23 protein-coding genes are annotated in these 20935 nt (G+C 66.6%); 14 read left to right on the top strand and 9 right to left on the bottom strand.

Annotated features, from left to right (window positions below; translation table 11 throughout):
* The first annotated feature begins 18 nt into the window (after window positions 1–18).
* The 7 genes from RR42_RS26815 (at window position 19) to RR42_RS26785 (ending at window position 7307) form a co-directional block, all read left to right on the top strand.
* The gene (locus RR42_RS26815; protein ID WP_043354465.1) at window positions 19–936 is read left to right on the top strand and encodes a LysR substrate-binding domain-containing protein; all 918 of its coding nucleotides are present in this window, start codon (window positions 19–21) and stop codon (window positions 934–936) included.
* 139 nt (window positions 937–1075) lie between these two features.
* The gene (locus RR42_RS26810) at window positions 1076–1549 is read left to right on the top strand and encodes a RidA family protein (RefSeq protein ID WP_043354463.1); all 474 of its coding nucleotides are present in this window, start codon (window positions 1076–1078) and stop codon (window positions 1547–1549) included.
* A gap of 26 nt (window positions 1550–1575) precedes the next feature.
* The gene (locus RR42_RS26805; protein WP_043354461.1) at window positions 1576–2784 is read left to right on the top strand and encodes an aminotransferase class V-fold PLP-dependent enzyme; all 1209 of its coding nucleotides are present in this window, start codon (window positions 1576–1578) and stop codon (window positions 2782–2784) included.
* Between the two features lie 224 nt (window positions 2785–3008).
* A complete protein-coding gene (locus tag RR42_RS26800) occupies window positions 3009–4217 on the top strand; it encodes an efflux RND transporter periplasmic adaptor subunit (RefSeq protein ID WP_052494990.1) in 1209 nt (402 codons plus the stop codon).
* Complete coding sequence (locus RR42_RS26795; RefSeq protein WP_043354459.1) at window positions 4214–4909, top strand: ABC transporter ATP-binding protein; 696 nt, start codon at window positions 4214–4216, stop codon at window positions 4907–4909. The genes RR42_RS26800 and RR42_RS26795 overlap by 4 nt, the downstream gene beginning before the upstream one ends.
* Window positions 4896–6104, top strand: coding sequence for an ABC transporter permease (locus tag RR42_RS26790; RefSeq protein ID WP_043354457.1), 1209 nt, complete (start codon window positions 4896–4898; stop codon window positions 6102–6104). The genes RR42_RS26795 and RR42_RS26790 overlap by 14 nt, the downstream gene beginning before the upstream one ends.
* Before the next feature lie 3 nt (window positions 6105–6107).
* Window positions 6108–7307 (top strand): ABC transporter permease, encoded by a 1200-nt coding sequence (locus tag RR42_RS26785; RefSeq protein ID WP_043354456.1) that lies wholly within the window; start codon window positions 6108–6110, stop codon window positions 7305–7307.
* A gap of 560 nt (window positions 7308–7867) precedes the next feature.
* Here RR42_RS26785 and RR42_RS26780 read toward each other — a convergent pair.
* From RR42_RS26780 to RR42_RS26755, 6 genes are all read right to left on the bottom strand, one after another.
* Window positions 7868–8224, bottom strand: coding sequence for a calcium-binding protein (locus RR42_RS26780; RefSeq protein ID WP_043354455.1), 357 nt, complete (start codon window positions 8222–8224; stop codon window positions 7868–7870).
* Window positions 8225–8441: 217 nt separating this feature from the next.
* Window positions 8442–9728 (bottom strand): RNA polymerase sigma factor, encoded by a 1287-nt coding sequence (locus tag RR42_RS26775; protein ID WP_043354453.1) that lies wholly within the window; start codon window positions 9726–9728, stop codon window positions 8442–8444.
* A gap of 5 nt (window positions 9729–9733) precedes the next feature.
* Window positions 9734–10150, bottom strand: coding sequence for a VOC family protein (locus tag RR42_RS26770; protein WP_043354451.1), 417 nt, complete (start codon window positions 10148–10150; stop codon window positions 9734–9736).
* Between the two features lie 58 nt (window positions 10151–10208).
* Window positions 10209–10745, bottom strand: coding sequence for an SRPBCC family protein (locus tag RR42_RS26765; RefSeq protein WP_043357998.1), 537 nt, complete (start codon window positions 10743–10745; stop codon window positions 10209–10211).
* A 40-nt stretch (window positions 10746–10785) separates the two neighbouring features.
* The gene (locus tag RR42_RS26760) at window positions 10786–11199 is read right to left on the bottom strand and encodes a YciI family protein (RefSeq protein WP_043354449.1); all 414 of its coding nucleotides are present in this window, start codon (window positions 11197–11199) and stop codon (window positions 10786–10788) included.
* Window positions 11200–11386: 187 nt separating this feature from the next.
* Window positions 11387–11740: a YciI family protein gene (locus RR42_RS26755; protein ID WP_043354446.1), complete on the bottom strand. Its 354-nt coding sequence runs from the start codon at window positions 11738–11740 to the stop codon at window positions 11387–11389.
* Window positions 11741–12008: 268 nt separating this feature from the next.
* On the opposite strand from RR42_RS26755, the gene RR42_RS26750 reads away from it, so the two are divergent.
* The 6 genes from RR42_RS26750 (at window position 12009) to RR42_RS26725 (ending at window position 17050) form a co-directional block, all read left to right on the top strand.
* Window positions 12009–12857, top strand: coding sequence for a DKNYY domain-containing protein (locus RR42_RS26750; RefSeq protein ID WP_052494989.1), 849 nt, complete (start codon window positions 12009–12011; stop codon window positions 12855–12857).
* A gap of 68 nt (window positions 12858–12925) precedes the next feature.
* The gene (locus RR42_RS26745) at window positions 12926–13996 is read left to right on the top strand and encodes a helix-turn-helix domain-containing protein (protein ID WP_043357994.1); all 1071 of its coding nucleotides are present in this window, start codon (window positions 12926–12928) and stop codon (window positions 13994–13996) included.
* 56 nt (window positions 13997–14052) lie between these two features.
* On the top strand, window positions 14053–15288 hold the full coding sequence (locus tag RR42_RS26740) for a SpoIIE family protein phosphatase (protein WP_043354444.1): 1236 nt from the start codon (window positions 14053–14055) through the stop codon (window positions 15286–15288).
* A 28-nt stretch (window positions 15289–15316) separates the two neighbouring features.
* Entirely contained in the window at window positions 15317–15886 is a 570-nt protein-coding gene (locus RR42_RS26735) for a SiaB family protein kinase (RefSeq protein ID WP_043357991.1), read from the top strand.
* A gap of 29 nt (window positions 15887–15915) precedes the next feature.
* On the top strand, window positions 15916–16305 hold the full coding sequence (locus RR42_RS26730) for a DUF1987 domain-containing protein (protein ID WP_043354443.1): 390 nt from the start codon (window positions 15916–15918) through the stop codon (window positions 16303–16305).
* A 7-nt stretch (window positions 16306–16312) separates the two neighbouring features.
* Window positions 16313–17050 (top strand): GGDEF domain-containing protein, encoded by a 738-nt coding sequence (locus RR42_RS26725; RefSeq protein WP_043354441.1) that lies wholly within the window; start codon window positions 16313–16315, stop codon window positions 17048–17050.
* A 78-nt stretch (window positions 17051–17128) separates the two neighbouring features.
* Here the strand turns inward: RR42_RS26725 and RR42_RS26715 are convergent, their stop codons facing one another.
* Window positions 17129–18097 (bottom strand): ABC transporter substrate-binding protein, encoded by a 969-nt coding sequence (locus RR42_RS26715; RefSeq protein ID WP_043357989.1) that lies wholly within the window; start codon window positions 18095–18097, stop codon window positions 17129–17131.
* A 20-nt stretch (window positions 18098–18117) separates the two neighbouring features.
* Window positions 18118–19227, bottom strand: a complete 1110-nt coding sequence (locus RR42_RS26710; protein WP_043354437.1) for an LLM class flavin-dependent oxidoreductase — start codon at window positions 19225–19227, stop codon at window positions 18118–18120.
* Between the two features lie 485 nt (window positions 19228–19712).
* Between RR42_RS26710 and RR42_RS26705 the strand changes: the two genes are divergently transcribed.
* Window positions 19713–20567, top strand: a complete 855-nt coding sequence (locus RR42_RS26705) for a hypothetical protein (protein ID WP_043354435.1) — start codon at window positions 19713–19715, stop codon at window positions 20565–20567.
* A gap of 37 nt (window positions 20568–20604) precedes the next feature.
* Here RR42_RS26705 and RR42_RS40525 read toward each other — a convergent pair whose 3' ends face one another.
* Entirely contained in the window at window positions 20605–20772 is a 168-nt protein-coding gene (locus tag RR42_RS40525) for a hypothetical protein (protein WP_158408317.1), read from the bottom strand.
* Between the last annotated feature and the right edge of the window lie 163 nt (window positions 20773–20935).

Genomic DNA, 20935 nt, shown 5'->3' with positions numbered 1-20935 from the left:
AGCTTTCGACTCAGCCTCATGCGTTCCATGCGATCCCTGCCGCCTCTCGTGAGCCTGCGCGCGTTCGAAGCCGCCGCCCGGCGCCTGAGCTTCAGCCTGGCGGGGCAAGAGCTTTTTGTGTCACAAAGCGCCATCAGCCACCATATCCAGCGCCTGGAGAGCGACCTGGGCGTGACGCTGTTCGAGCGGCGCGCGCGCGCCGTTGCGTTGACGCCCGCGGGGCAGGCGTACTACGCCAAGGTGCACGCGGCATTCGCGCTGCTGCGCGATGGCACGGAGCAGGTACGGGCGCCCGGCACGACGCGCACGACGCTGACCGTAGGGCTGCTGGCGTCATTTGGCACGCGCTGGCTGGCGCCGCGCTTGCAGGCGTTCTCGCTGGCGCATCCCGGCATCGACCTGCAGTTGCGGCCCGACATCGGCCTGGCCGATGTGGCCGGCGGCGAGGTTGACGTGGCGATCCGCTACGGGCGCGGCGCCTGGCCGGGCGTGCAGGCGCAGCAACTGATGCCGGAGCGCCTGTCGGTGGTCTGCGTGCCCGGCCTGATCGCCGGGCCGGACCGGCCCGCCAAGCCACAGGACCTGCTGCGCTTTGCGTTTTTATCGTCGCATGCCCGGCAGCCGTTCGAGTGGGATGCCTGGTCGCGCCGCTTTGGCCTGGACCTGAGCCAGGCGCAGACCGTGCATCTGCACGACTACAACATCGTGGTGGAAGCGGCGCTCGCCGGCCAGGGCATCGCCATGGGCCGCCACCGCCTGATCGCCCAGCAACTGGCCAGCGGCGCGCTGGTGCAGGCCCTGCCCGACGCGGTGCTGGAGGATCCCGGCATCGGCTGGTGGCTGGTCGCGCCGCGCGGGGCGCTGGGCGAGGCCGCATCGGCATTCCGAGGCTGGCTGATGGCGGCGGCCGCCGAGGATGCGCTGGACGGCACCTGACGCCGCGTGGCGCCATGTGGCGCCATGTGGTCACCTACGGATTAGTTTTGCTCATGTGTGGCGAGGCAAGAATTGATTGGTTTCCCGGCCACCAAGCCGATAGGATGGGCCTTCCCAATCTCTTTCCCGCGCAACCCACATGACCCTCTCCCTCTCCGCCCGCGTGGCCGAACTCGGGCTGACCCTGGAAGCCGCGGCCGCGCCCGCTGCCAACTACGTATCGTTCGTGCAGGACGGCAACCAGCTCTATATCTCCGGCCAGATCTCCCGCGAACATGGCCAGGCCGCGTACCTGGGCCGCCTGGGCGACAATATTTCGGACGAAGACGGCGTGCGGGCGGCGCGGCTGTCGGCGCTCGGCATCCTCTCGCAGATCGCCGCGGCCACGGGTGACCGGCTCGACCGGGTGGCCCGTGTGGTGCGGCTGGGCGTGTTCGTGGCCTGTACGCCGGACTTCAATCGCCAGAGCGCCATCGCCAACGGTGCGTCGGACCTGATGGTGCAGGTCTTCGGCGATGCGGGCCGCCATGCGCGCAGCGCTGTGGGCGTGGCCTCGCTGCCTGCTGGCGTCGCCGTGGAAGTCGAAGCGGTCATCTCGCTGACCCCGGCCTGAGCCGGACGCGCATCCCAGGAGCCCCCATGCCAGCCCGTACCGCTGCCCCCCTTACCGCTGCCGCCATCGACGCCTTGCGCGCCCTTACCCCGGGTGCGCAAGGCACCACGCATTTCAACCACGGCGGCGCCAGCCTGCCGTCAGCAGCCACGCTCGAGGCGATCTACAGCCATCTGCAGCGCGAGGCTATGCTGGGCCCCATGGAAGCCGGCGTCGCGGCGCGCCAACAGACGGAACGCGCGCGTACCCTCGCCGCGCAACTGCTCAACGCCCAGCCGGCGGAGATCGCGCTGACCACGGGCAATTCGCCGGGCTGGGGCGCCGCGTTCGCCGCCCTGGGAGCCTGGCAACCCGGCGACCGGATCCTGGTCGGGCGCCACGAATGGGGCGGCAACCTCGCCACCATGCGCCTGACGGCGCAGCGCGCGGGCGCGTCGATCGAAGCCATTGCGTCCGATAGCAGCGGCGCGGTGGATCCCGAGGCGCTGGAGGCCATGCTGGACGACCGCGTGCGCCTGATTGCGCTGACCTGGCTGCCAGCCAACGGCGGGCTGATCAACCCGGCAGCGGCCATCGGAAAGGTAGCGCGGCGCCACGGCATCCCCTACTTCATCGACGCCGCGCAGGCGGTGGGGCAATTGCCGATCGACGTAGCCCAGTTGGGCTGCGACGTGCTCAGCGGCGCCGGGCGCAAGGCGCTGCGTGGCCCAAGGGGAACAGGCCTGCTGTATGTGCGCCAGGACTTCCTGCCCCGGCTCACGCCGGCATTCGTCGACACGTACTCCGCGCCGCTGGACGCGCACGGCGAGCCGGTGCTGCGGGCCGGCGCGGCCCGCTTCGAATCGGCGGAAGCATCGATGGCGCTGCGCTGCGGCCTGGCCAACGCCTTGCAGGAAGCGCTGGAGATCGGCCTTGAGAACATCCGTGCGCGGATCGATGCCACCGCGCAGGCGCTGCGTGCGCAACTGGCCGCCATACCCGGCGTGACGGTGCTGGACCAGGGCCACGAGCGCTCCGGACTGGTGGCGTTCAACCTGGCCGGCCAGGACCCGGTGTCGGTGCAGCGTAGCCTGGCGGCGCAGGGCGTGGTGATCGGCAGCAACGGCGCCGCCTATACCCCCCTGGATATGCGCGCCGGCGGACTCAGCCAGATCGCCCGCGCCTCGGTCAGCTACCTGACCACCGAGGCGGAGATCGGGAGGTTGCTGGAGGGCTTGCGGGCGCTGGCACGCTAGGGCGCCGGACCGGGCCTTTCATCGTGCTGCGCATCGTGCGGCATCGAGGCCAGTCATGCTAGCCAATTCAGGCGAACGTCCAATGCCCCTGGGAGGCGGCGGGGCAGATGCCTAATGTGGCGCTTGGTGGCGCGACGGGCTAGGATACAGAGACTGCAGGACGGTGGACGGTGAGGCTGATGCATCGCAGCATTCGCACCCGACGTCTTCGCATCTCTTGCCCTATGCCAGACAAGCCCCTGTCTCCGCCAGGAACGCTGACGCGCAACCGCCTCGTCAGGCGCATCGCGATTGTCGTGGCGATACTCGTTGGCCTCGTTGTCGCAGGCTGGTACGCAACCCGGGCCAAGCCGGTAGCGGTATTGACGGCCAGGGTCGAGCAGGGGCGCGTCGAGGCCACTGTCGCCAACACCCGGGCGGGCGCGGTCTCAGCCTGCCGGCGGGCGAAACTGGCGCCGCCGGCGGCCGGACGCATCGAGGTGCTGAATATCCACAAGGGCGATCGCGTGAAGGCTGGCCAGGTACTCCTCGTCCTCTGGAACGAAGACCTGGTCGCGCGCGAACAACTCTCGCAACACCAGTTGCTGACAGCCACCGCGCACGCGCGCGAAGTGTGCGAACTGGCCAAGGTGGCGGCAAGCGACGCGAGACGCTCGCGGGAACTGGTGGCAAAAGGCTTCGTCTCGCCGCAGGCGGTGGAGCGGACCGATGCCGACGCCGACTCCAGGCGTGCCGCGTGCGAATCCGCGAGGGCGCAGGTGAAGGAGGCCGGGGCGCGTATCGCCGCCTCGCGCGCGGATACTGCGCGCACGGTGCTGAAAGCGCCTTTCGACGGCGTGGTGGCCGAAGTCAACGGCGAGATTGGCGAGTACCTGACGCCCTCGCCGCCCGGCATCCCGACGCTGCCTGCCGTGGACCTGATCGACGACTCGTGCCTCTATGTATCCGCACCGATCGACGAGATCGACGCGGCACGCTTGCAGGTAGGCATGCCGGCACGGGTCACCCTGGATGCCTATCGCGGCAGGCATTTCGAGGGCAGGTTGCGGCGTGTCGCACCCTACGTCCTGGCGCTGGAGAAGCAGGCCCGCACCGTCGAGGTCGAGGTCCAGTTCGACAGTCCCGACCTTGTCCGCCATCTCCTGGTGGGCTATAGCGCCGACGTGGAAATCGTGACCGATGCCCGCGACCAGACGCTGCGCATCCCTACCACGGCGCTGGCATCCGGCAACCGCGTGCTGGTGCTGAACCCCGCCGGCAGGCTGGAAGCGCGCACCATCGGCACCGGGATTGCCAACGCGGAGTTCACCGAGGTGACCGCGGGGCTCAGGCGCGGCGAGCGCGTCGTCACCTCGCCGGAACGGATTGGTCTCCAGGCGGGCATCGCCGCCGTCGAGGCAGAACCGGCTACCGCGGAGACACAAGCAAAATGATCCGGCTCGACGGCATCGGGCGGACATTCGCGCTGGGCGGCGAGGCTGTGCACGCGCTTCATGACATCGACCTGGCGGTTGCTCAGGGAGAGTACCTTTCCATCATGGGCCCATCGGGTTCCGGCAAGTCCACCTTGCTCAATATCCTGGGCCTGCTGGACCGCGCCGATACCGGGACTTACCGGTTGGGCGGCCACGACGTAACCGCTCTCCCGGACGACGAACTGGCGCGCCTGCGGCGTGAGAAGATCGGCTTTGTATTCCAGTTCTTTCACCTGGTGCCGCGCCTCACCGCCGCCGCGAACATCGAGCTGCCGATGGTGCTCGCCGGGATGGACCCGGCCGAACGGCGGCGCCGCGTGGACGCGCTGCTCGGCGAGTACGGCCTGCAAGACCGTGCCAGGCACCGGCCCGACGAGCTCTCGGGCGGGCAGTGCCAGCGAGTTGCCATCGCGCGTGCCATGGCCATGCACCCGGCGATCATTCTCGCCGATGAGCCCACCGGCAACCTGGACCGGCATACCGGCCAGGAAGTCATGGCGGTGCTGGAAGGCCTGCATGCACAGGGGGCAACGCTGATCGTGGTCACGCACGACCCGGAAATCGGCGCCCGCTCCCGGCGCAGGCTGCGCATGGTGGACGGCGGCATTGCCGGTGACGAGGCGCGGCAGGATAGCCATGCGGCTCACTGACGTTCTCGACTTCACCTGGCAAGTACTGCGCGGCTACCGCTCACGCAGCCTGCTGATCCTGCTCGCCATGGGAATTGGCGTTGCTGCCGTGGTGGCGGTGAGCGCGCTCGGCGAGGGGGCGAGGCTATACGTGGTGAACCAGTTCGGCGCACTTGGCACCAACCTCGTCATCGTGCTGCCCGGGCGCAGCGAAACGGCCGGCGCAGCGCCGGGGATCGTGCTGGGCGCAACCACGCGCGACCTGACGCTGGACGATGCGTTGGCGCTCAGGCGCAGTCCCGCCGTCGCGCGCATCGCTGCGCTCATTGTCGGGAACGCGGATCTGCATGTCGGCGCGCGGCGACGCGAAGCGCCGGTGCTGGGGTCCACCGCCGAATTGCTGGCGGTGCGCCATATGGCGCTAGCCCAGGGCAGCTTCCTGCCGGAGGGCGATCCGCACCACGGCCAGCCCGTGTGTGTGATCGGCACCAGGGTAGCGATGGAGCTGTTTGGCACGCGCCAGGCGCTGGGTGAGTGGCTGCGCATCGGAGACCGGCGCTTTCGCGTGATCGGGCTGCTGGCCGGCCAGGGTGAATCGCTGGGCTTCAACACGGACGAGCTGGTCATCGTTCCGTTGTCCGCGGCCCAGGCCCTGTTCAACACCGACTCGCTGTTCCGCATTCTGATCGAGGCCAAGACCCGCGAGCAGATTCAGGGCGCCAAGGCCGACGCCGAGGAGATCATTCGCCAGCGCCACGAAGGCAAGCGCGACGTGACCGTCATCACACAGGACGCGGTGCTCGCCACGTTCGACCGCATCCTGCGCGCGCTGACGCTGGCGGTGGGCGGCATCGCGGCCATCAGTCTTGCCGTGGCCGGCATCCTCATCATGAACGTGATGCTGATTGCCGTGACCCAGCGGCAGCGCGAAATCGGATTGCTCAAGGCGCTCGGCGCCACCGCCGGCCACATCCGGCTGCTCTTCCTCACCGAAGCCGTACTGCTGGCGCTAGGTGGCGTGGCCGCGGGTCTGGCGGTGGGCGAAGCCGCGTGCAGGCTTGCCGTGCAGCTCTACCCGGCAATTCCCTTCACACCGCCTTGGTGGGCCTTGCTGGGGGCGCCGGCCATCGCCGTCGTGACCGCCATCGCCTTCACCGTGGCACCGGCCCAACGCGCGGCAAAGCTGGATCCGGTGCTGGCCCTGTCGGGACGATGACCCATGCGCCATGCAGACTTCATCCATTTCACCCTCGCCTCGCTGGCTGCTCACCGGCTACGCTCCTCGCTCACTGCACTGGGCATCGCCGTTGGCATCGCCGCGGTCATCTTGCTGACCTCGATCGGCGAAGGGCTTCATCGCTTCGTGATTGAAGAGTTCACCCAGTTCGGCACCAATCTGATCGGCGTGACGCCAGGCCGCACCCAGACCCACGGCGCTTCGCTCGGGTCGATCAACACCGTGCGCCCGCTCACGATCGAAGACGCCATCGCCCTGCGCCATGCCCCCCACGTGCGCGTGACCAACCCACTGGTGCAGGGCAATGCTGAAGTCGACTACCTCGGCAAGAGCAGGCGAGTGACGCTGTATGGTGTCGGGCCCAGGTTCACTGAAGCGCTGAGCATGCGCGTGGCAGCCGGGCAATTCCTGCCCGATGACGATCCGCGCGCCGCGCGGACACTGGCGGTACTGGGCGCAAGAGTGGCGCGCGAACTGTTTGGCGGCGACAACCCACTGGGCGCGCGCATCCGCGTAGGTGGTGAACGCTATCGCGTGGTAGGCGTGATGGAAGCGAAGGGCCAGATGCTAGGCTTCGACCTGGACGATACGGTCTATATACCGGCTGGCCGTGCCCTGGACCTGTTCAACCGGGAAAGCCTGGTCGAGATCGAGGTCACCTACGATCCCACCGCTGCGCTCCCCGACGTGGAGGACGGCATCAAGCGCCTGTTGAGCGCGCGTCATGGTGCCGAGGATTTCACCGTCACCCCCCAGCAAAAGATGCTGGAGGTGTTCGGCACCGTGCTCGATGCCATCACCTTCGCGGTAGCAGCGATCGGCGCCATCTCGCTGATCGTGGGCGGCGTGGGAATCCTCACGATTCTCACCATCGCTGTGGCCGAGCGCACATCCGAGATCGGGCTCTTGCGCGCCATCGGGGCGACCGAGGCACAGGTCATGCTCCTCTTTCTTGGTGAAGCCGCGCTGCTCGCCGCTATCGGCGGCATGATCGGATTGCTGCTGGGATGGGGCATCGCGCTGGTGCTCGCGGCGGTGTTGCCGGCGCTGCCAGTCCACACACCGTGGTCCTACGCCATGCTGGCTGAGCTGGTGGCGGTGGTGATCGGTCTGGCTGCCGGCGTGCTGCCGGCACGCCGGGCGGCGCGGCTTGCTCCGCAGGAGGCCTTGCGCTCCGAATAGAAACCAGAACCCAGAAACCAAAACCCGAACCGCAGCTTTCTCAGCTTCCGGGCCAGCGGTCCTCCGGCTGCCTGAATAGGGGTTTATGCCAGCTTCTCTCCGGCTCCGGGTTGCGGTCTACTGGAAGCGAATCAAGACGTGGCTCGAGTGTGGATTGGCACTGCTTAGCTTGCCACCACATTCCAGCCGTGGGATTCCGACTCCAGGAGACAACACCATGGTGACCAAGCAGGACGAAAGCTTCATTCTGAAGAACCTTCTCGCGCTGGCAGCAGTGGAGGCGCTCGGCGGCGCGATTGCGCTAGGGTTCGCCTTCAATCTCCTGACCTGACTGAAAGGACAACAAAGATCCTTCATCGTTGTCCGGTATCAAAGGTATAAAGAGAATCAAGGAATCAAGGAATCATTAAAGCTCCCCGGCACTGGCCTTGATCCGGCCAGTTTTCCGGGGATCTCTGTCATCAGGGACCCGCATTTTCGATGCTGTCCCGCCGTGCGCAGCCGGCGGAACCTTGACGCATTTCAGCTCGCAAGCTCCCTGCCGGCGCCGCCAGGTCAGTTCAGTTCAGGCTTCCCGGATTCTGCGCAGCGGCTTTCTGCTTGGCCTTGGCCGCAAAGTACGCGCCAATCTGCTTCTGCGTAATCGCCCCCTTCTTCCTCGTATCGATCTTGTCGAAGTTCTTGTAGACCTCCGGCATGCCGGCCTCGGCTTCCTCGCGGCTCAGCTTGCCGTCGTGGTTGGTATCGGCGGCAGCGAACTTCTCGGCGAATTTCGCCTTGGCTTCCTTTGGATTCATGGGCGCTTGCGGCGCCGCCTGGGGGGCGGGTTGTGGCGCGGGTTGTTGCGCGCCGGCAGTGCCGGATACAAAGCATGCGACCAGCGCCAGGCTGGCAGTCGACAGTAGCCGTGGAATCATTAGCGTCTCCTGGAACACTTCGATGGTATCGCCTGCCGGTCCTGCGGTCGTCGGCGGCCGGATGGCTTGCGCAGAGATCGGGAGCAATCGATCCCCCGGGCCCGTGGCTAAGATCATCGTCGGCTTTCCGGCATTGGGGAATTGAGTTATTTCGGTATCCGATATTAGTGTTTTGCCAGGCGGGCGGTGGTGACGCGCAGCCACGCGCGCTGGCGGGTCACGGCCGGGGAGTCCCCGCATCCCGCGCCCGCCCCAGCAAGAACTCGCGCTCGCGGGTGTTGCGGGTCATGCCGGCGGCGCGTTCGAATTCGGCGCGGGCCTCGTCGAAGCGGCCGAGCTTGTACAACAAGTCGCCGCGCACGCTGGGCAGCAAGTGGTACTTCGCCAGCGAGGACTCGGTGAGAAGCGCATTCACCAGCTCCAGGCCAACCTCGGGGCCGAAAGCCATGCCGAGCGCCACCGCGCGGTTCAGCTCCACCACGGGTGAGGGCGCCACCTCCGACAGCGCGTCGTAGATGGCGGCGATCTGCGCCCAGTCGGTATCGGCCGCGGCGGTGGCGCGGGCGTGGCAGGCGGCCAGCGCCGCCTGCAAGGCGTAGGGGCCGAGCGCCCCGCCCAGCTCCTGCGCGCGCGCCAGCGCCGCCATCCCGCGCCGGATCAGCAGGTGGTCCCAGCGGCTGCGGTCCTGTTCCAGCAACAACACCGGGTGGCCTTGCGCATCGACCCGTGCATGCGTGCGCGAGGCCTGGATCTCCATCAGCGCCACCAGGCCGTGCACCTCGCTTTCCTGCGGCGCCAGGCCGGCCAGGGTGCGGCCCAGACGCAGGGCCTCCTCGCACAGCGCGGGGCGCATCCAGTCATCGCCAGCGGTGGCGGAGTAGCCTTCATTGAAAATCAGGTAGATCACTTCCAGCACGGACGCCAGGCGCGGTGCGCGTGCCTGGGGCCCGGGTACCTCGAAGGGCACGCGCGCGGCGCCGAGCGTGCGCTTGGCGCGCACGATGCGCTGGGCGATGGTGGGTTCCGGGGTCAGGAAGGCCCGCGCGATTTCCTCGGTGGTCAGCCCGCCCAGCAGGCGCAGCGTCATGGCGACCCGCGCATCGGTGGAAAGCACCGGGTGGCAGGCGGTGAAAACCAGCCGCAGCAGGTCATCGCCGATGTCATCCTCGCGCGCGGCATCCAGCGCATCGACAAAATCCGGTACTACGTGGGCCTCCATCGCTTCGAGATCCTGGCCGATCTGCTCGTGCTTGCGGGCGTGCAGCGCTTGCTGGCGCAAGTGGTCGAGCGCGCGGTTCTTCGCCGTGGTCATCAGCCAGGCGCCCGGGTTGTCCGGCACGCCGGTCTCGGTCCAGCGCTCCAGCGCGGTAACCAGGGCGTCCTGCGCCAGTTCTTCGGCCAGGCCCACGTCGCGCACCACGCGCGCAACGTGGGCGATGACCTTGGCGGATTCGATCCGCCAGACGGCTTCGATCGCCCGGTGCGTCGGTGTCGTCGTCGCCATGTGTTTCAAGCCGCGCTGGTCGCGCCGGGTGCCGAGGGCTCCATATACACCAACTCCCAGATATGCCCGTCGAGATCATCGAACCCGTGCCCGTACATGAAGCCGTGGTCCTGCGGCGCACGCGGCGCCGTTGCGCCGGCGGCCAAGGCTTTGGCGACCATGGCGTCCACCTCGGCGCGGCTCTCGCAGGAGATGCAGATCAGCACTTCGGTGCTCTCGGAGGTATCGCACAGCTTGCGGGTGGTGAAGGTCTTGAAGAATGCATGCTTGAGCAGCATCGCGTGGATGTTCTCGCCGATCACCATGCAAGCGGCGTCGTCGTTGGTGAACTGCGGGTTGAAGGTAAATCCCAGGCCCTTGAAGAAATCCTGCGAGCGCTGCAGGTCGGCCACGGCGAGGTTCAGGTAGATTTGCTTATGCATGATTCGTCCTTGGATTCGGTTTCGCGTGATTGGGTGGAGGCTCGGCGGGTTGCCCCGCTTACCTAGCGGCCGGCGCCTCGGCCAGCGTCTTCAGGTTGACCAGCCCTTGCTCGAAATCCTTGCCCACCATCTTGTCCATATTGAAGACGAGATGCACCAGCTTGGCAAAGTACGGCACGCTGCCTTGCATTGACCACGTCACCTTGGTGGCATCGGCCTGCGGCATGAGCGTGAATTCGGCGGTGTTGTGCGCCTCGAACGGCTTGATGAAATCCAGCCGCATCGTGACCTTGGCAGCCGGCTCGGTTTGGACGATTTCCATGCTGCCTACGCCTACCTTTTCGCTCTCCCAGGCGTAGGCGGCGCCCTGCCCGCTGCGCGTGGCGCCGTAGGTGCCCTTCAGGGACGGGTCCTTCTTTTCATAGGGGTTCCACTGGTTGAAATTGTGGAGGTCGTTGATGAGCGCGAACACGCGCTCCGGCGGCGCCTTGACGCTGGCGCTGCGCTCAACCCGGAAGGTATCGGGCTGTGTGGCGGCGTAGATCAGCAGCAGGGCAATGGCGCCGAGAGCGGCGAGCAGGATGGGCTTGAGCATGGTGTCGGGATCGGGCAAAGGTTGGGGTGGGCTCGTGGGCTCAGTGCTGGCCGGCGTCGAGGTCGCGAAAGCGCTCCACCGCAGGGCTCGGCGCGAAGTCCTCCAGCTCGAACAACTGCCGTACCTCGATCTCTCCGTCGGCCATTTCGCCGTGCGGCGACGGGAAGCGCCGCGCCCATTCCATCGCTTCCTCGCGGCTGCGCACCTGGATCAGCGTGTAGCCCGCCACTATTTCCTTGCTTTGCGCAAATGGCCCGTCGACGACGGTGCGCTGGCCGCCGGCATAGCGGATGCGCCAGCCGGCGGAAGTGGGCTTGAGCCCGGCTGCGTCGAGCAGCACGCCCGCCTTGGCCAGTTGCTCGTGATACGCCGCCATCGCGGCGAAGAGGCCTTCGTCCGGCATCGCGCCGGCCTCACTGCCTTGCGTGGCTTTCACCAGGATCATGAATCGCATCGCGGTTCTCCTTAGCTTGAGGTTGCTGGTTGTCGGTGGTGAGCCATGGCGGCGGCACGCCGCTGCCATCGTTGACTCTTACCGGTACGACGAACCGCGCGCCGCCAGATCGACATCCTGTGCAAAAAAACCCAAAAACCAAGGGTAACTACTTAGATGCGGCCATGCACCCTATCCGCTTGCAGTCTTACAGGAAGCAAGGCCCGACCTCGCGGACCTCCACGCTGCACCATGCCGCGGCGGGGCACTCGGCGGCAATGACAATGGCCTCGTCCTGCGTGGCGCAGTCGAGCAGGAAGTAGCCGCCGATCATTTCCTTGGCCTCGGCAAAGGGGCCGTCGAGCAAGTCGCGGCGGCCTTCGCGCACCTGCACGCGCACGCCATTGGCCTGCGACGTGAGCGAGTTGACGCCCAGCAGCAGCCCGCGCTCATTCAGGCCTTCGGCAAAACGCTGCATGCTGGCGTAGGCCTGGCGCCCTTCTTCCGGGGAACGCTCGGCGCGCTGGCCAACGGGTTCGACAATCAGCAGCATGTACGACATAGGGTCTCCGCTTTGTTTTGCGCATTTTCGGGTAGGGCTTACCGCCCACATCCTGCACGCCTCGGCCGCCGGCCGCAAGCGGCCGGCGAGCTACTTATGAATGGCAGAAATGCTTGGCCGTTAATTGCAATAACGCAACGTTCGCCAAGCATTGCCGATCCGGGCGGACAGTTTAATATGTCGGCCTTGCGCCACCCGGCACCCAACGCCTTCCCATGACCGCATCGCGCCAGCCAACCATCCCTCGTACTTCATCGAGGGCGACACCGTGATCTGGTCGCACGACGACGGGCCGCTCTGGGCCAAGGACGGCAGCCCGCTGCCCATTGCCGATCCGCAGGCGTTCCGCTGCATCGACGGGCGCTGGTTCACCGACGGCGAGCACGTCATCGTGCAGGCCCAGCAAGGCAGCGGCGCGGCCTGGTACTACTTCTACCGGATCGAAAACGCCGACATCGCCACCTTCGAAGTCCTCAACGAGCGCTACGCCCGCGACGCCCGCCAGGCTTACTTCATTACCGGCAAGACCATCCGCACCCGCAGCCCGCAGGCCTTCCGGCCGCTTGTCTACCAAGACTGGCGCTGGCCGGAGAATGGCCCGCTGGAGCCGGTGACCTGCATGCATGACTACTACGCCGTGGACGCCGAGTCTGCCTACTTCAACGGCAAGCGCGTGATCGGCGCGGATGGCGCCACCGTGGTGGGCTTGCCGGGCAACTACATTGCCGATGCCGCGCATGTGTACTACTTTGGCCAGCGCATCGAAGCCGACCGCGCCAGCCTGGTGGTAGCGCCCAGTGGCGACGGCCCGCTGCGCATGACCGACAAGATCGGCCCCATCGACGACGGCCAGCGCATGACCGCGCTCGACCACCGCCAGGTCGAGCACTGGCGGGACTACTTCACTGCCCTGCCCGCGCTGCGGGACTACTGGTGGCACCGCCTGCAGGCGCCCGCCGCGCAAGCCACGCCAGTGCAAGAAGTGGAATACGGCGGCCATCGCCTCACCGGACTCGATCCGGCCAGCTTCCGCGTGCTGGAAAACGGACGCGCCGCCGATGCGGCGCGCGAGTACGACGCGGCCGCACTGAAGGCGAGTGCACCGGCAACCAACTAGCCGCTGAGAGTCGTCGGTACAATGGCTCGGACTTGGGACGCAAGCTATTTCCTGAACCCGACGCCATCATGACCCAGGCTTATTCAGAAACCGTCAGCCGGATCCTTGCCTCCCATCTGCAAAGGCCTGTCCAGCCGGCTGCGCCCGCCTGCCCTGCCGCCACCCCGCCGCTGATCGTGCACCAGCATTTCACCGTCGCGAACGAGGCGCTGGCGCTGCAGTTGCCGGCCTGGCGCGACTATGTAGGCCGCATACTCGATGTCCCGGCTTCGCGTGCGCAGGTTGCCAGCGGCTTCCGGGGCGAGATCGATACCTATGTGCTCAAGAACCTGACCTACCTGGACAGCCGCACCGATCCGGTGGGCCAGATCCGCACCACCGCGCGCATCTCCACCGACAGCGTGCGCGACTACGTCTTCCATGTGGCCGTGGACGGGATCGCCGAAACGGTGACGGACTTCTCCCGGCAGCGCAAATCCGCCCAGTTCGTGCCGGGCATCCTGGCGCTCGACATGAACCAGCCGATGCACATGCACCGCCCCACGCGCGCCCGGGTGCTGGCCTTCTTCGTACCGCGCGCCACGGTGGAGGCGGCCATCCCCGATGCCGAGTCCATCCATGGCCGCGTGGTGACCTACACCTCGCCGCTGACGCGCCTGATCTTCGGTCACGTGATGGCGCTCTGCCGCAGCCTCCCGGCACGGTCCGAGGCCGACGCGGAAAAAACCATCCGGGACTGCGCGCATTTGATCGTTGCCGCATTCGGCAAGCAGGCGCGCCTTGCCGGCAACGCACGCGCGGCGGCCCGCGCCGCCATGCTGGAGCAGGTGCAGCGCTACGTGCAGGCCAATCTGCACCACGAGGACCTCTCGCCCGAGCGCATCCTGCAAGCGTTCGGGCTGCCGCGCCCAACCCTGTACCGGATGTTCGAGCACGAAGGCGGCCTTGGCGCGTATATCCGCAACTGCAGGTTGCGGGCGGCGGCCGACGATCTCCTGCGCCTCGCGCACGTCGGCATCGGCGAGATCGCCTATGGAGCCGGCTTCAACAGTGCCTCGGACTTTACCCGCGCATTCCGCCGGGCCTACGGCGTGTCCCCAAGGGATTTCCGGGGGGCGCATGCGCCATATGTCACGTAACCGTCATGCGCGCGCCATACAATCGGCGACTTCCCAATAGTCCGAATGCCCTGGCGATGCCTGACGTTCCGGTTGACTCACACTTGGCTCGTTCCCGCTTTCGGCAGCCCTGTGCCGAGGATCTCTGCGTCACCACGCCATCGGTGACCACGGAACAGAACAATCAGGAAGTCCTCGATGTGTTCGGCAAGCACCGGGACCTCGCCAGCTTGCCGGTGACCGAAAACGACACGCCGATCGGCCTGATCAATCGCGCGATCTTCATGTCGCAGATGAGCAAGCCCTATCACCGCGAGCTGTACAACCGCAAGAGCTGCATCGCCTTCATGGACAAGGAGCCGCTGGTGGTCGATGCCGCGATGAGCATCGAGGCCCTGACCTTCAAGGCGGTGGAGTACGGCGAGAAGGCACTTGCCGACGGCTTCATCATCGCGCGCGACGGCCGCTTCCTTGGCATCGGGCATGGCTTGCAGCTGATGCGCGTGGTGGCGGACATGCAGGCCGAGAAAAACCGCCAGATCATGCACAGCATCGACTACGCCAGCACCATCCAGCGCTCGATGCTGCGCCCCTCGCGCGAGGCGCTGGCCAGGACGCTCGGCGACGCGGGCCTGGTCTGGGAGCCGCGCGATGTGGTTGGCGGAGATTTCTATCACTTCGCCGCGTTCGAGGACGGCTGGTTTGCCGCGCTGGCCGATTGCACGGGCCACGGCGTACCGGGCGCGTTCCTGACCCTGATCTCCTCGTCCATCCTGATCCAGGCCATCGAGCAGCGCGGCCCGCGCGACCCCGCCGCGCTCCTGATGGCGGTGAACCGCGGCATCAAGCAGATGCTCGGGCAGCTCGACGGCGACGATGAAACGCCTGGCTCGAATGACGGCATGGATGCGGCGTTCTTCTGGTTTGACAATGCCAGCCGCCAGCTCGTGTTCGCCGGTGCCAAGAGCGCCTTGTTCGTGCTCCAGCCCGGCGAGGCGGAAGGCGAGATCGTGGACGGCGAGCGCATGGGCGTCGGCTATGTGGACACCAACCTGGACTTTGCCTGGCAGAACCGCCTGGTCCAGACCCAGCCGGACAGCGTGGTGTTTGTGACCACCGACGGCCTGATCGACCAGATCGGCGGCCCTAAGGAAATCGCCTTTGGCAAGCGCCGCATCCGCGAAGCGATCCGCGGCAGCCGGCATGCCTCGGCGGCGCAGATCAACGACGCCATACTGGACCAGTATCGCGCGTGGCAAGGCCATCACCGCCGCCGCGACGACCTCACTTTTTTCTGCTTTCGCGTTCAATAGTCCTGCAATGGCCCGCTATAGCACTGAGATGAACGGTAATTCGATTGACCATGAATATGGGCCATTCTTTGAAATGGCCCGGGAACGCAACGTGATCTTCTACTACGTCGGCTATTTTTCCCAGAACATCATCGCGGCAATGTCCGATGCAGTGCGGCTGCAACTGACGGTGAGCGGCGTCGATGGCTCGACCCGGCGCAAGCTGTTCTCCTCGTTCGTGGAAATGGCGCAGAACATCGTCCACTATTCGTCCGACGCGCTCACGCCGCCCACCCAGGACACCAACCAGCTGCGCCACGGCTCGGTGTGCATCTGCATGGTGCAAGACCGCTACCGGCTGATGTGCTCCAACCCGGTGGCAATCACCCGCGTGGGGCAACTGCGCGCCGCGCTGGAGCCGTTGCGCACCATGACGCTGGACCAGATCAAGCAGGCCTACAAGGAAACCATGCGCGCCGAAGCGCCGCAAGGCAGCAAGGGCGCCGGCCTGGGATTCCTGACGGTAGCCCGCGACGCCAGCGCACCGCTGGAGTACAGCTTCCAGCCCATCGACGCAGACCCGGTATCGACGATGTTCTTCCTTACCGCAACCATCTGAATGACTGAACGGGATCGAAAGGGAAACTGATGGAAAACCTGTTCATTGCCGCCACACCGACCTCGCCCGAGGTGAGCTTTGATTTCAAGCAGCACACGCTCAGCCTCAAAGGCGAGTCCTATCCGGAAAACGCCGCGGTGTTCTACGGCGACGTGATCCTGCGCCTGCGCAAATACCTGGCGGCCTGCGAGGACACCGAAGTCACCGTGCACGTGGCGCTGACGTACTTCAACAGTTCCAGCACCAAGGTGCTGTTCAGCATGTTCGACGCCATGAACGATGCAGCCGACAAGGGCAACCGGGTCATCGTGCACTGGTATCACGACGTGGACGACGACACGATCCTGGAATTCGGCCAGGACCTGCACGCCGACTTCCCCGCCATCGATTTCCTCGACCACGCCACCACGGCTAGCTGAGCAGCGCATGTCCGAGCCAGATCTCTTCGAGTCGGAAAACGGCGTCCTGGCGGGCGCCAGGGCGGTATTCGGCAATCCCGATGCCGGTGCCCAGGCATACCGCGACACGCTGGGCGAGCTGATCGGCTACTACGAGCGGCTGATGCGCGAAACCCGGCGCCTGATACGGCGCAGCGACCGCGAAGAGCTGGAAATGAACCGGCTCAACCATCGCCTGCAGGACCTGGCCCGCGAGCTGGAATTCCGCGCCACGCGCGACACGCTCACCGGCGCGCTGAACCGCGGCGCCATCATCGAGCGGGCCGGCGCGATGCTGGCCGGGGACAGCCTGTCATTGATCGTGCTCGACATCGATCACTTCAAGCGGGTCAACGACTCGATGGGCCACCCTGTAGGCGACACCGTGATCCGCGGCGTCGTCGAGTGCCTGGAGCGGTCGGTGCAAGGCGCGGGCGTCATCGGCCGGGTGGGCGGCGAGGAGTTCGCTGCGCTGCTGCCGGCGCGCGGGCTGGACACTGCTGTCGAACTGGCGGAGCGCATGCGGCTGCAGATCGAGCAGCATGTGTTTCCGGTCAAGGCCGGGCTGCAGGTGACGGCCAGCTTCGGCGTGAGCTGGAGCCCCCCCGGGACGAGCTTCGAGCAGGCCTATGCGCGCGCCGACGAGGCGTTGTATCAGGCCAAGCGGAGCGGGCGTAACCGGGTTGTCAGTCTGCTGGAGAGCGAACTGGTGGTGCCGTTGCATTGAGGCACCGTGCCGGTCGGGTTCACGCAAAACGCCAAGCCACAACATGCCGCGGCGCGCGCCACGCCCCCTGCGGCCCGGTCAGCTCGCCGGGTTGACCTGCACCGCCAGCGGAAAACCGGTATCGAACGTGGTCCGCACATCCAGCCGCTGCTTGAGCAGCCCTGCCTTCAGGTAGAAGTCCGCCGTGCGCTGCTGCTCGGCAATCACTGCCGCATCGATGTTGCGCCATTGCGTACGGCGCCGCTCGAACTGCAGCCGCGCGGCTTCCGGCGGGATGCCGATGATGCGAGCCAACGCAGCGGAAAAGCCGTCCACATGCTGGTACGACCACACCTGCGCGCGCACCACGCGCTGCAGGAAGTCGCGCAGCACCTCGCGCCTGGCAGCCAGCGCGCTGTCCGTTGCCGCCAGATAGCTCAGGCCGGACCACAGCCCGCGCCCGCTCACCAGCACGCGGGCATGGCCGCTGGTCTCGGCCAGCGCGGTGTACGGCTCCCAGGTGGCCCACGCATCGATCGAGCCGTTGACCAGCGCCAGCTTGGCGTCGGCCGGCGGCAGGAAGCGCAGGCTGGCGTCCTCGGGCTTCAAGCCGGCCGATTCGAGCGCCTTCAGGGCGACGAAGTGACCAATGGAGCCACGGTTGGTGCCGATATTCTTGCCGCGCAGGTCCGCCGCCGTCTTCAAGGGCGAATTGGCGCGTACCAGCACGGCGGTGCCAAACGGGTCCGAGCGGTTGACGCCGATGATCTTGATCGGCGTGCCGGCGGCCAGCGCGAAGATGGCGGGCGCATCGCCGATCGGGCCGGCATCGACCGCGCCGGCGTTCAGCGCCTCGGCCAGCGGCGCGGCGGCGGGAAACTCCGTCCACTGGATGTCATAGGCCAGGCCCTTGAGCTCGCCCGCGCTCTCCAGCAGGGCGCGCAGGCCACCCTTCTGGTCGCCGGCCTTGAGCACGGGGCGGCCCTGGGCCGACACGGAAAACGGCAAGGCGCCGCTGGCCGCCGCCAATGCGCCGTAGCGCAGGAACTGTCTTCGGGATGCCGTCATGATGCCGCTCGCCATCGCCGTCAGGCTGCCTTGCGGCCAGCAGCGGAACCCGCGCCGGCCGCAGCCTCGCGCTGCGCCACCAGCGCGCGCACGCGGGGAATCAGCTCGCGGCCGTAGTCCACGGCATCTTCGAGCGGATCGAAGCCGCGGATCAGGAAGGTGGTCACGCCAAGGTCGTAGTAGTCCAGCAGCGCGTCGGCCACTTGCTCCGGCGTGCCAACCAGCGCGGTGGAGTTGGAGCGCGCGCCGGTGAGCTTGGCGATCTCCGTCCACAGGCGCTTGTCCACGCGCGGCCCCTTGTCGGCGGCGGCCAGCAGGCGGCGCGCGCCTTCGCTTTGCTGCGGGCCGCCCTGCCCCAGGCCAGCCGCCTCGCGCAGGCGGCGAGTTTCTTCGAGGATGGCATTGGCGCGTGCCCATGCCGCCGTCTCGGTTTGCGCCAGGATCGGCCGGAACGAGACCGAAAAGCGCACCTGCCGCCCATGCGTGGCCGCCTCGGCACGCACCCGCGTGGTGATATCGCGGACCTGCTCGAGCGATTCGCCCCACAGTGCGTAGACATCGGCATGACGTCCGGCGACTTCAATGGCCGCGTCCGAAGCCCCACCGAAGAAGATCGGCACGTGTGGTTTCTGCGCCGGCTTCACTTCGGAGAAGCCTTGGGTGAAGCGGTAGTACTTGCCTTCGTGGTCGAACGGCTGGTCCTGCGTCCAGATGCGCCGCAGGATGCCGAGGTACTCGTCGGTGCGCGCATAGCGCTCGTCGTGGCTGAGGAAATCGCCGTCGCGCTGCTGCTCGGCATCGGAGCCGCCGGAGATGAAGTGCACGCCAAGCCGGCCACCGCTGAACTGGTCAAGCGAGGCGATCTGCCGGGCCGCCAGCGTGGGCGCGGTAAAGCCCGGCCGGTGCGCGAGCATGAAATGCACGCGCTCGGTCACGGCAGCCGCGTAGGCAATGGTGAGCGTGGCGCTCGGGCCGGTGGAGTGATGCGGCACCAGCACGCGGTCGAAGCCGGCGTTCTCATGCGCTTGCGCAAATGCCCGCACGTAGTCGCGATCCACGACCGGTCCGCTGGCCGGATGGATCTCCGACTGCTTCTGGCTCTGGATCATGCCAATGATTTCCACGCTCATCGTAGGCTCCTGTTCCTGGTTTGCGATGATTTGAAACGGCTGCGCGGGAGTTGCGCGCCGTATCGCCAAGACATGAACATACGCCGTGGATAGGCGATCCTTAAGGAATAAGAACGAGGGAAGATATGCGGTTTTGCACGCTGCGGGACATGTCATGCATGCCTTTGCGCACGGCCGGGCCTGCTTGCGCATGCGCCGGAGCGGCAAGCACGATCGTGCTTGGCGCCATCAGGATTGCAGGCATCGTCCTGCTCACCGTTCTCCGTATTTCCCAGCATGGATGCCCGGCTTCAATTAGCCGGCGTTGCCAAGTATACTTGCAATCACATCAGGCTTCGTGGCCTGCCGTCAAAACGGACCCTCCCGGGCCCGTTTTCTTGTTTACCGGACTGACGATCCCTACCATTTTTCCTTTCTTTTCCCCTCTCTGTATGGCTCTTCGATTGGCTCTTCGATTTCGTCCCGCCTCCTGCGCAGCGCTGGCATTGCTGCTTTCCACCCTCGGCGCAGCGCCCCTTGCCCTGGCCGCGGATGCCGTCCTGGTCCTGGACACCAGCCACCGGCAGGAAACCCGGGAAGCCCCCGCGCTGGATCTCGCCATCACCCGGTTTGCCGGCAATGCGTCCGGTACTTACTACTGGGAGGACGGCCTGCTCGCCGAGCAGATCCTGTCGGGGCTGCAGTCGCGCGCCAACCGGGTCCAGCAGGAACTGCCCGATGGCCAGCGCGTGCTGTCGTCGCGCCGCCAGCTATCGGATGGCGCCGAGCGCGCGGCCGTGCTGGTAGACGAGCGCGGTGACGTGCTGGCGGCGGCGCTGGTGCACCGCGAGTGCGGCAAGAATGGCTGCCAGGACAGCGAGCACGGCTTGCTGTCGGTCTTCCTGCGGCCCGGCTTCGATCGCGCCAAGGCACAACCGCTGGTTGCGTGGAGCCAGGACGTGCCCGAAGACCTGCAGACCGGCCGCGGCGAGAAGATCGCCAAGATGGAGACCATCACGCTGGATGCCGCCCACACCGCAGCCAAGCCGGTCAAGCTCCCCAAGGGATTTTCGTCGCAAGTGCCGCTGTACCCGCGGGCCATCGTTTACCGCACCGCGCAGGATGCGCTGAGCAACGCCAAGGCCAGGCGTGTGCTCCGGCTGCAGACCACCGATAGCATCGAGCAGGTGCTGGCCTTCTACAAGCAACTGACGCCACCGCTGCAGGATGCTGTGTCCGACCTGGATGGCAGCACCGGCTTCATGGCGGGCAAGCGCAAGGGCGTGGCGTTTACCGTCAACCTGAAGGAGGACAGGCACTTCCCGACCATCACCAACATGGAGGTCGAGATCAGCGAATGATCCGGCTGCCGGGCGGCGAGCGGTGGCAAGCGGTGGATTACATACCGTTGTCGCCCTCGACCTCGCCGATCGACGCCCTGATCCCGGCAGCGGTGCGCAAGCCCTTGACGGAATACGTCCGCGCCTGCTCGTCCTCCGGCTTGCGCATCCACCGTTGCGCGAACAGCCCGTCCTTGGGTGAATAACCGCCAAACCAGTCGACCATTCGACCAGTTGCCCGAGGTAGCACTGGCGCCCACCCAGACAGGCATGTCTGCCACGATTTCAAAGGTGTAGTGGCCCGGGCCGTAGCTGTAGTAGACGCCGCGGTCATCGCCCTTGACCGTGTCCGGGACCGGGCAAAGGCCATCGGCGCCCGCAAATTTTCC

The organism is Cupriavidus basilensis (assembly GCF_000832305.1).
In the GTDB taxonomy this organism is placed as follows: domain Bacteria; phylum Pseudomonadota; class Gammaproteobacteria; order Burkholderiales; family Burkholderiaceae; genus Cupriavidus; species Cupriavidus basilensis_F.
This window is presented reverse-complemented; position numbering and strand designations above follow the sequence as displayed.

What these genes read in the sequence shown, in the direction of transcription:
- RR42_RS26815 (WP_043354465.1), top strand. Translation starts at nt 19, where the DNA reads ATGCGTTCCATGCGATCCCTGCCGCCTCTCGTGAGCCTGCGCGCGTTC.
- RR42_RS26810 (WP_043354463.1), top strand. Translation starts at nt 1,076, where the DNA reads ATGACCCTCTCCCTCTCCGCCCGCGTGGCCGAACTCGGGCTGACCCTG.
- RR42_RS26805 (WP_043354461.1), top strand. Translation starts at nt 1,576, where the DNA reads ATGCCAGCCCGTACCGCTGCCCCCCTTACCGCTGCCGCCATCGACGCC.
- RR42_RS26800 (WP_052494990.1), top strand. Translation starts at nt 3,009, where the DNA reads ATGCCAGACAAGCCCCTGTCTCCGCCAGGAACGCTGACGCGCAACCGC.
- RR42_RS26795 (WP_043354459.1), top strand. Translation starts at nt 4,214, where the DNA reads ATGATCCGGCTCGACGGCATCGGGCGGACATTCGCGCTGGGCGGCGAG.
- RR42_RS26790 (WP_043354457.1), top strand. Translation starts at nt 4,896, where the DNA reads ATGCGGCTCACTGACGTTCTCGACTTCACCTGGCAAGTACTGCGCGGC.
- RR42_RS26785 (WP_043354456.1), top strand. Translation starts at nt 6,108, where the DNA reads ATGCGCCATGCAGACTTCATCCATTTCACCCTCGCCTCGCTGGCTGCT.
- RR42_RS26780 (WP_043354455.1), bottom strand. Translation starts at nt 8,224, where the DNA reads ATGATTCCACGGCTACTGTCGACTGCCAGCCTGGCGCTGGTCGCATGC.
- RR42_RS26775 (WP_043354453.1), bottom strand. Translation starts at nt 9,728, where the DNA reads ATGGCGACGACGACACCGACGCACCGGGCGATCGAAGCCGTCTGGCGG.
- RR42_RS26770 (WP_043354451.1), bottom strand. Translation starts at nt 10,150, where the DNA reads ATGCATAAGCAAATCTACCTGAACCTCGCCGTGGCCGACCTGCAGCGC.
- RR42_RS26765 (WP_043357998.1), bottom strand. Translation starts at nt 10,745, where the DNA reads ATGCTCAAGCCCATCCTGCTCGCCGCTCTCGGCGCCATTGCCCTGCTG.
- RR42_RS26760 (WP_043354449.1), bottom strand. Translation starts at nt 11,199, where the DNA reads ATGCGATTCATGATCCTGGTGAAAGCCACGCAAGGCAGTGAGGCCGGC.
- RR42_RS26755 (WP_043354446.1), bottom strand. Translation starts at nt 11,740, where the DNA reads ATGTCGTACATGCTGCTGATTGTCGAACCCGTTGGCCAGCGCGCCGAG.
- RR42_RS26745 (WP_043357994.1), top strand. Translation starts at nt 12,926, where the DNA reads ATGACCCAGGCTTATTCAGAAACCGTCAGCCGGATCCTTGCCTCCCAT.
- RR42_RS26740 (WP_043354444.1), top strand. Translation starts at nt 14,053, where the DNA reads ATGCCTGACGTTCCGGTTGACTCACACTTGGCTCGTTCCCGCTTTCGG.
- RR42_RS26735 (WP_043357991.1), top strand. Translation starts at nt 15,317, where the DNA reads ATGAACGGTAATTCGATTGACCATGAATATGGGCCATTCTTTGAAATG.
- RR42_RS26730 (WP_043354443.1), top strand. Translation starts at nt 15,916, where the DNA reads ATGGAAAACCTGTTCATTGCCGCCACACCGACCTCGCCCGAGGTGAGC.
- RR42_RS26725 (WP_043354441.1), top strand. Translation starts at nt 16,313, where the DNA reads ATGTCCGAGCCAGATCTCTTCGAGTCGGAAAACGGCGTCCTGGCGGGC.
- RR42_RS26715 (WP_043357989.1), bottom strand. Translation starts at nt 18,097, where the DNA reads ATGACGGCATCCCGAAGACAGTTCCTGCGCTACGGCGCATTGGCGGCG.
- RR42_RS26710 (WP_043354437.1), bottom strand. Translation starts at nt 19,227, where the DNA reads ATGAGCGTGGAAATCATTGGCATGATCCAGAGCCAGAAGCAGTCGGAG.
- RR42_RS40525 (WP_158408317.1), bottom strand. Translation starts at nt 20,772, where the DNA reads ATGGTCGACTGGTTTGGCGGTTATTCACCCAAGGACGGGCTGTTCGCG.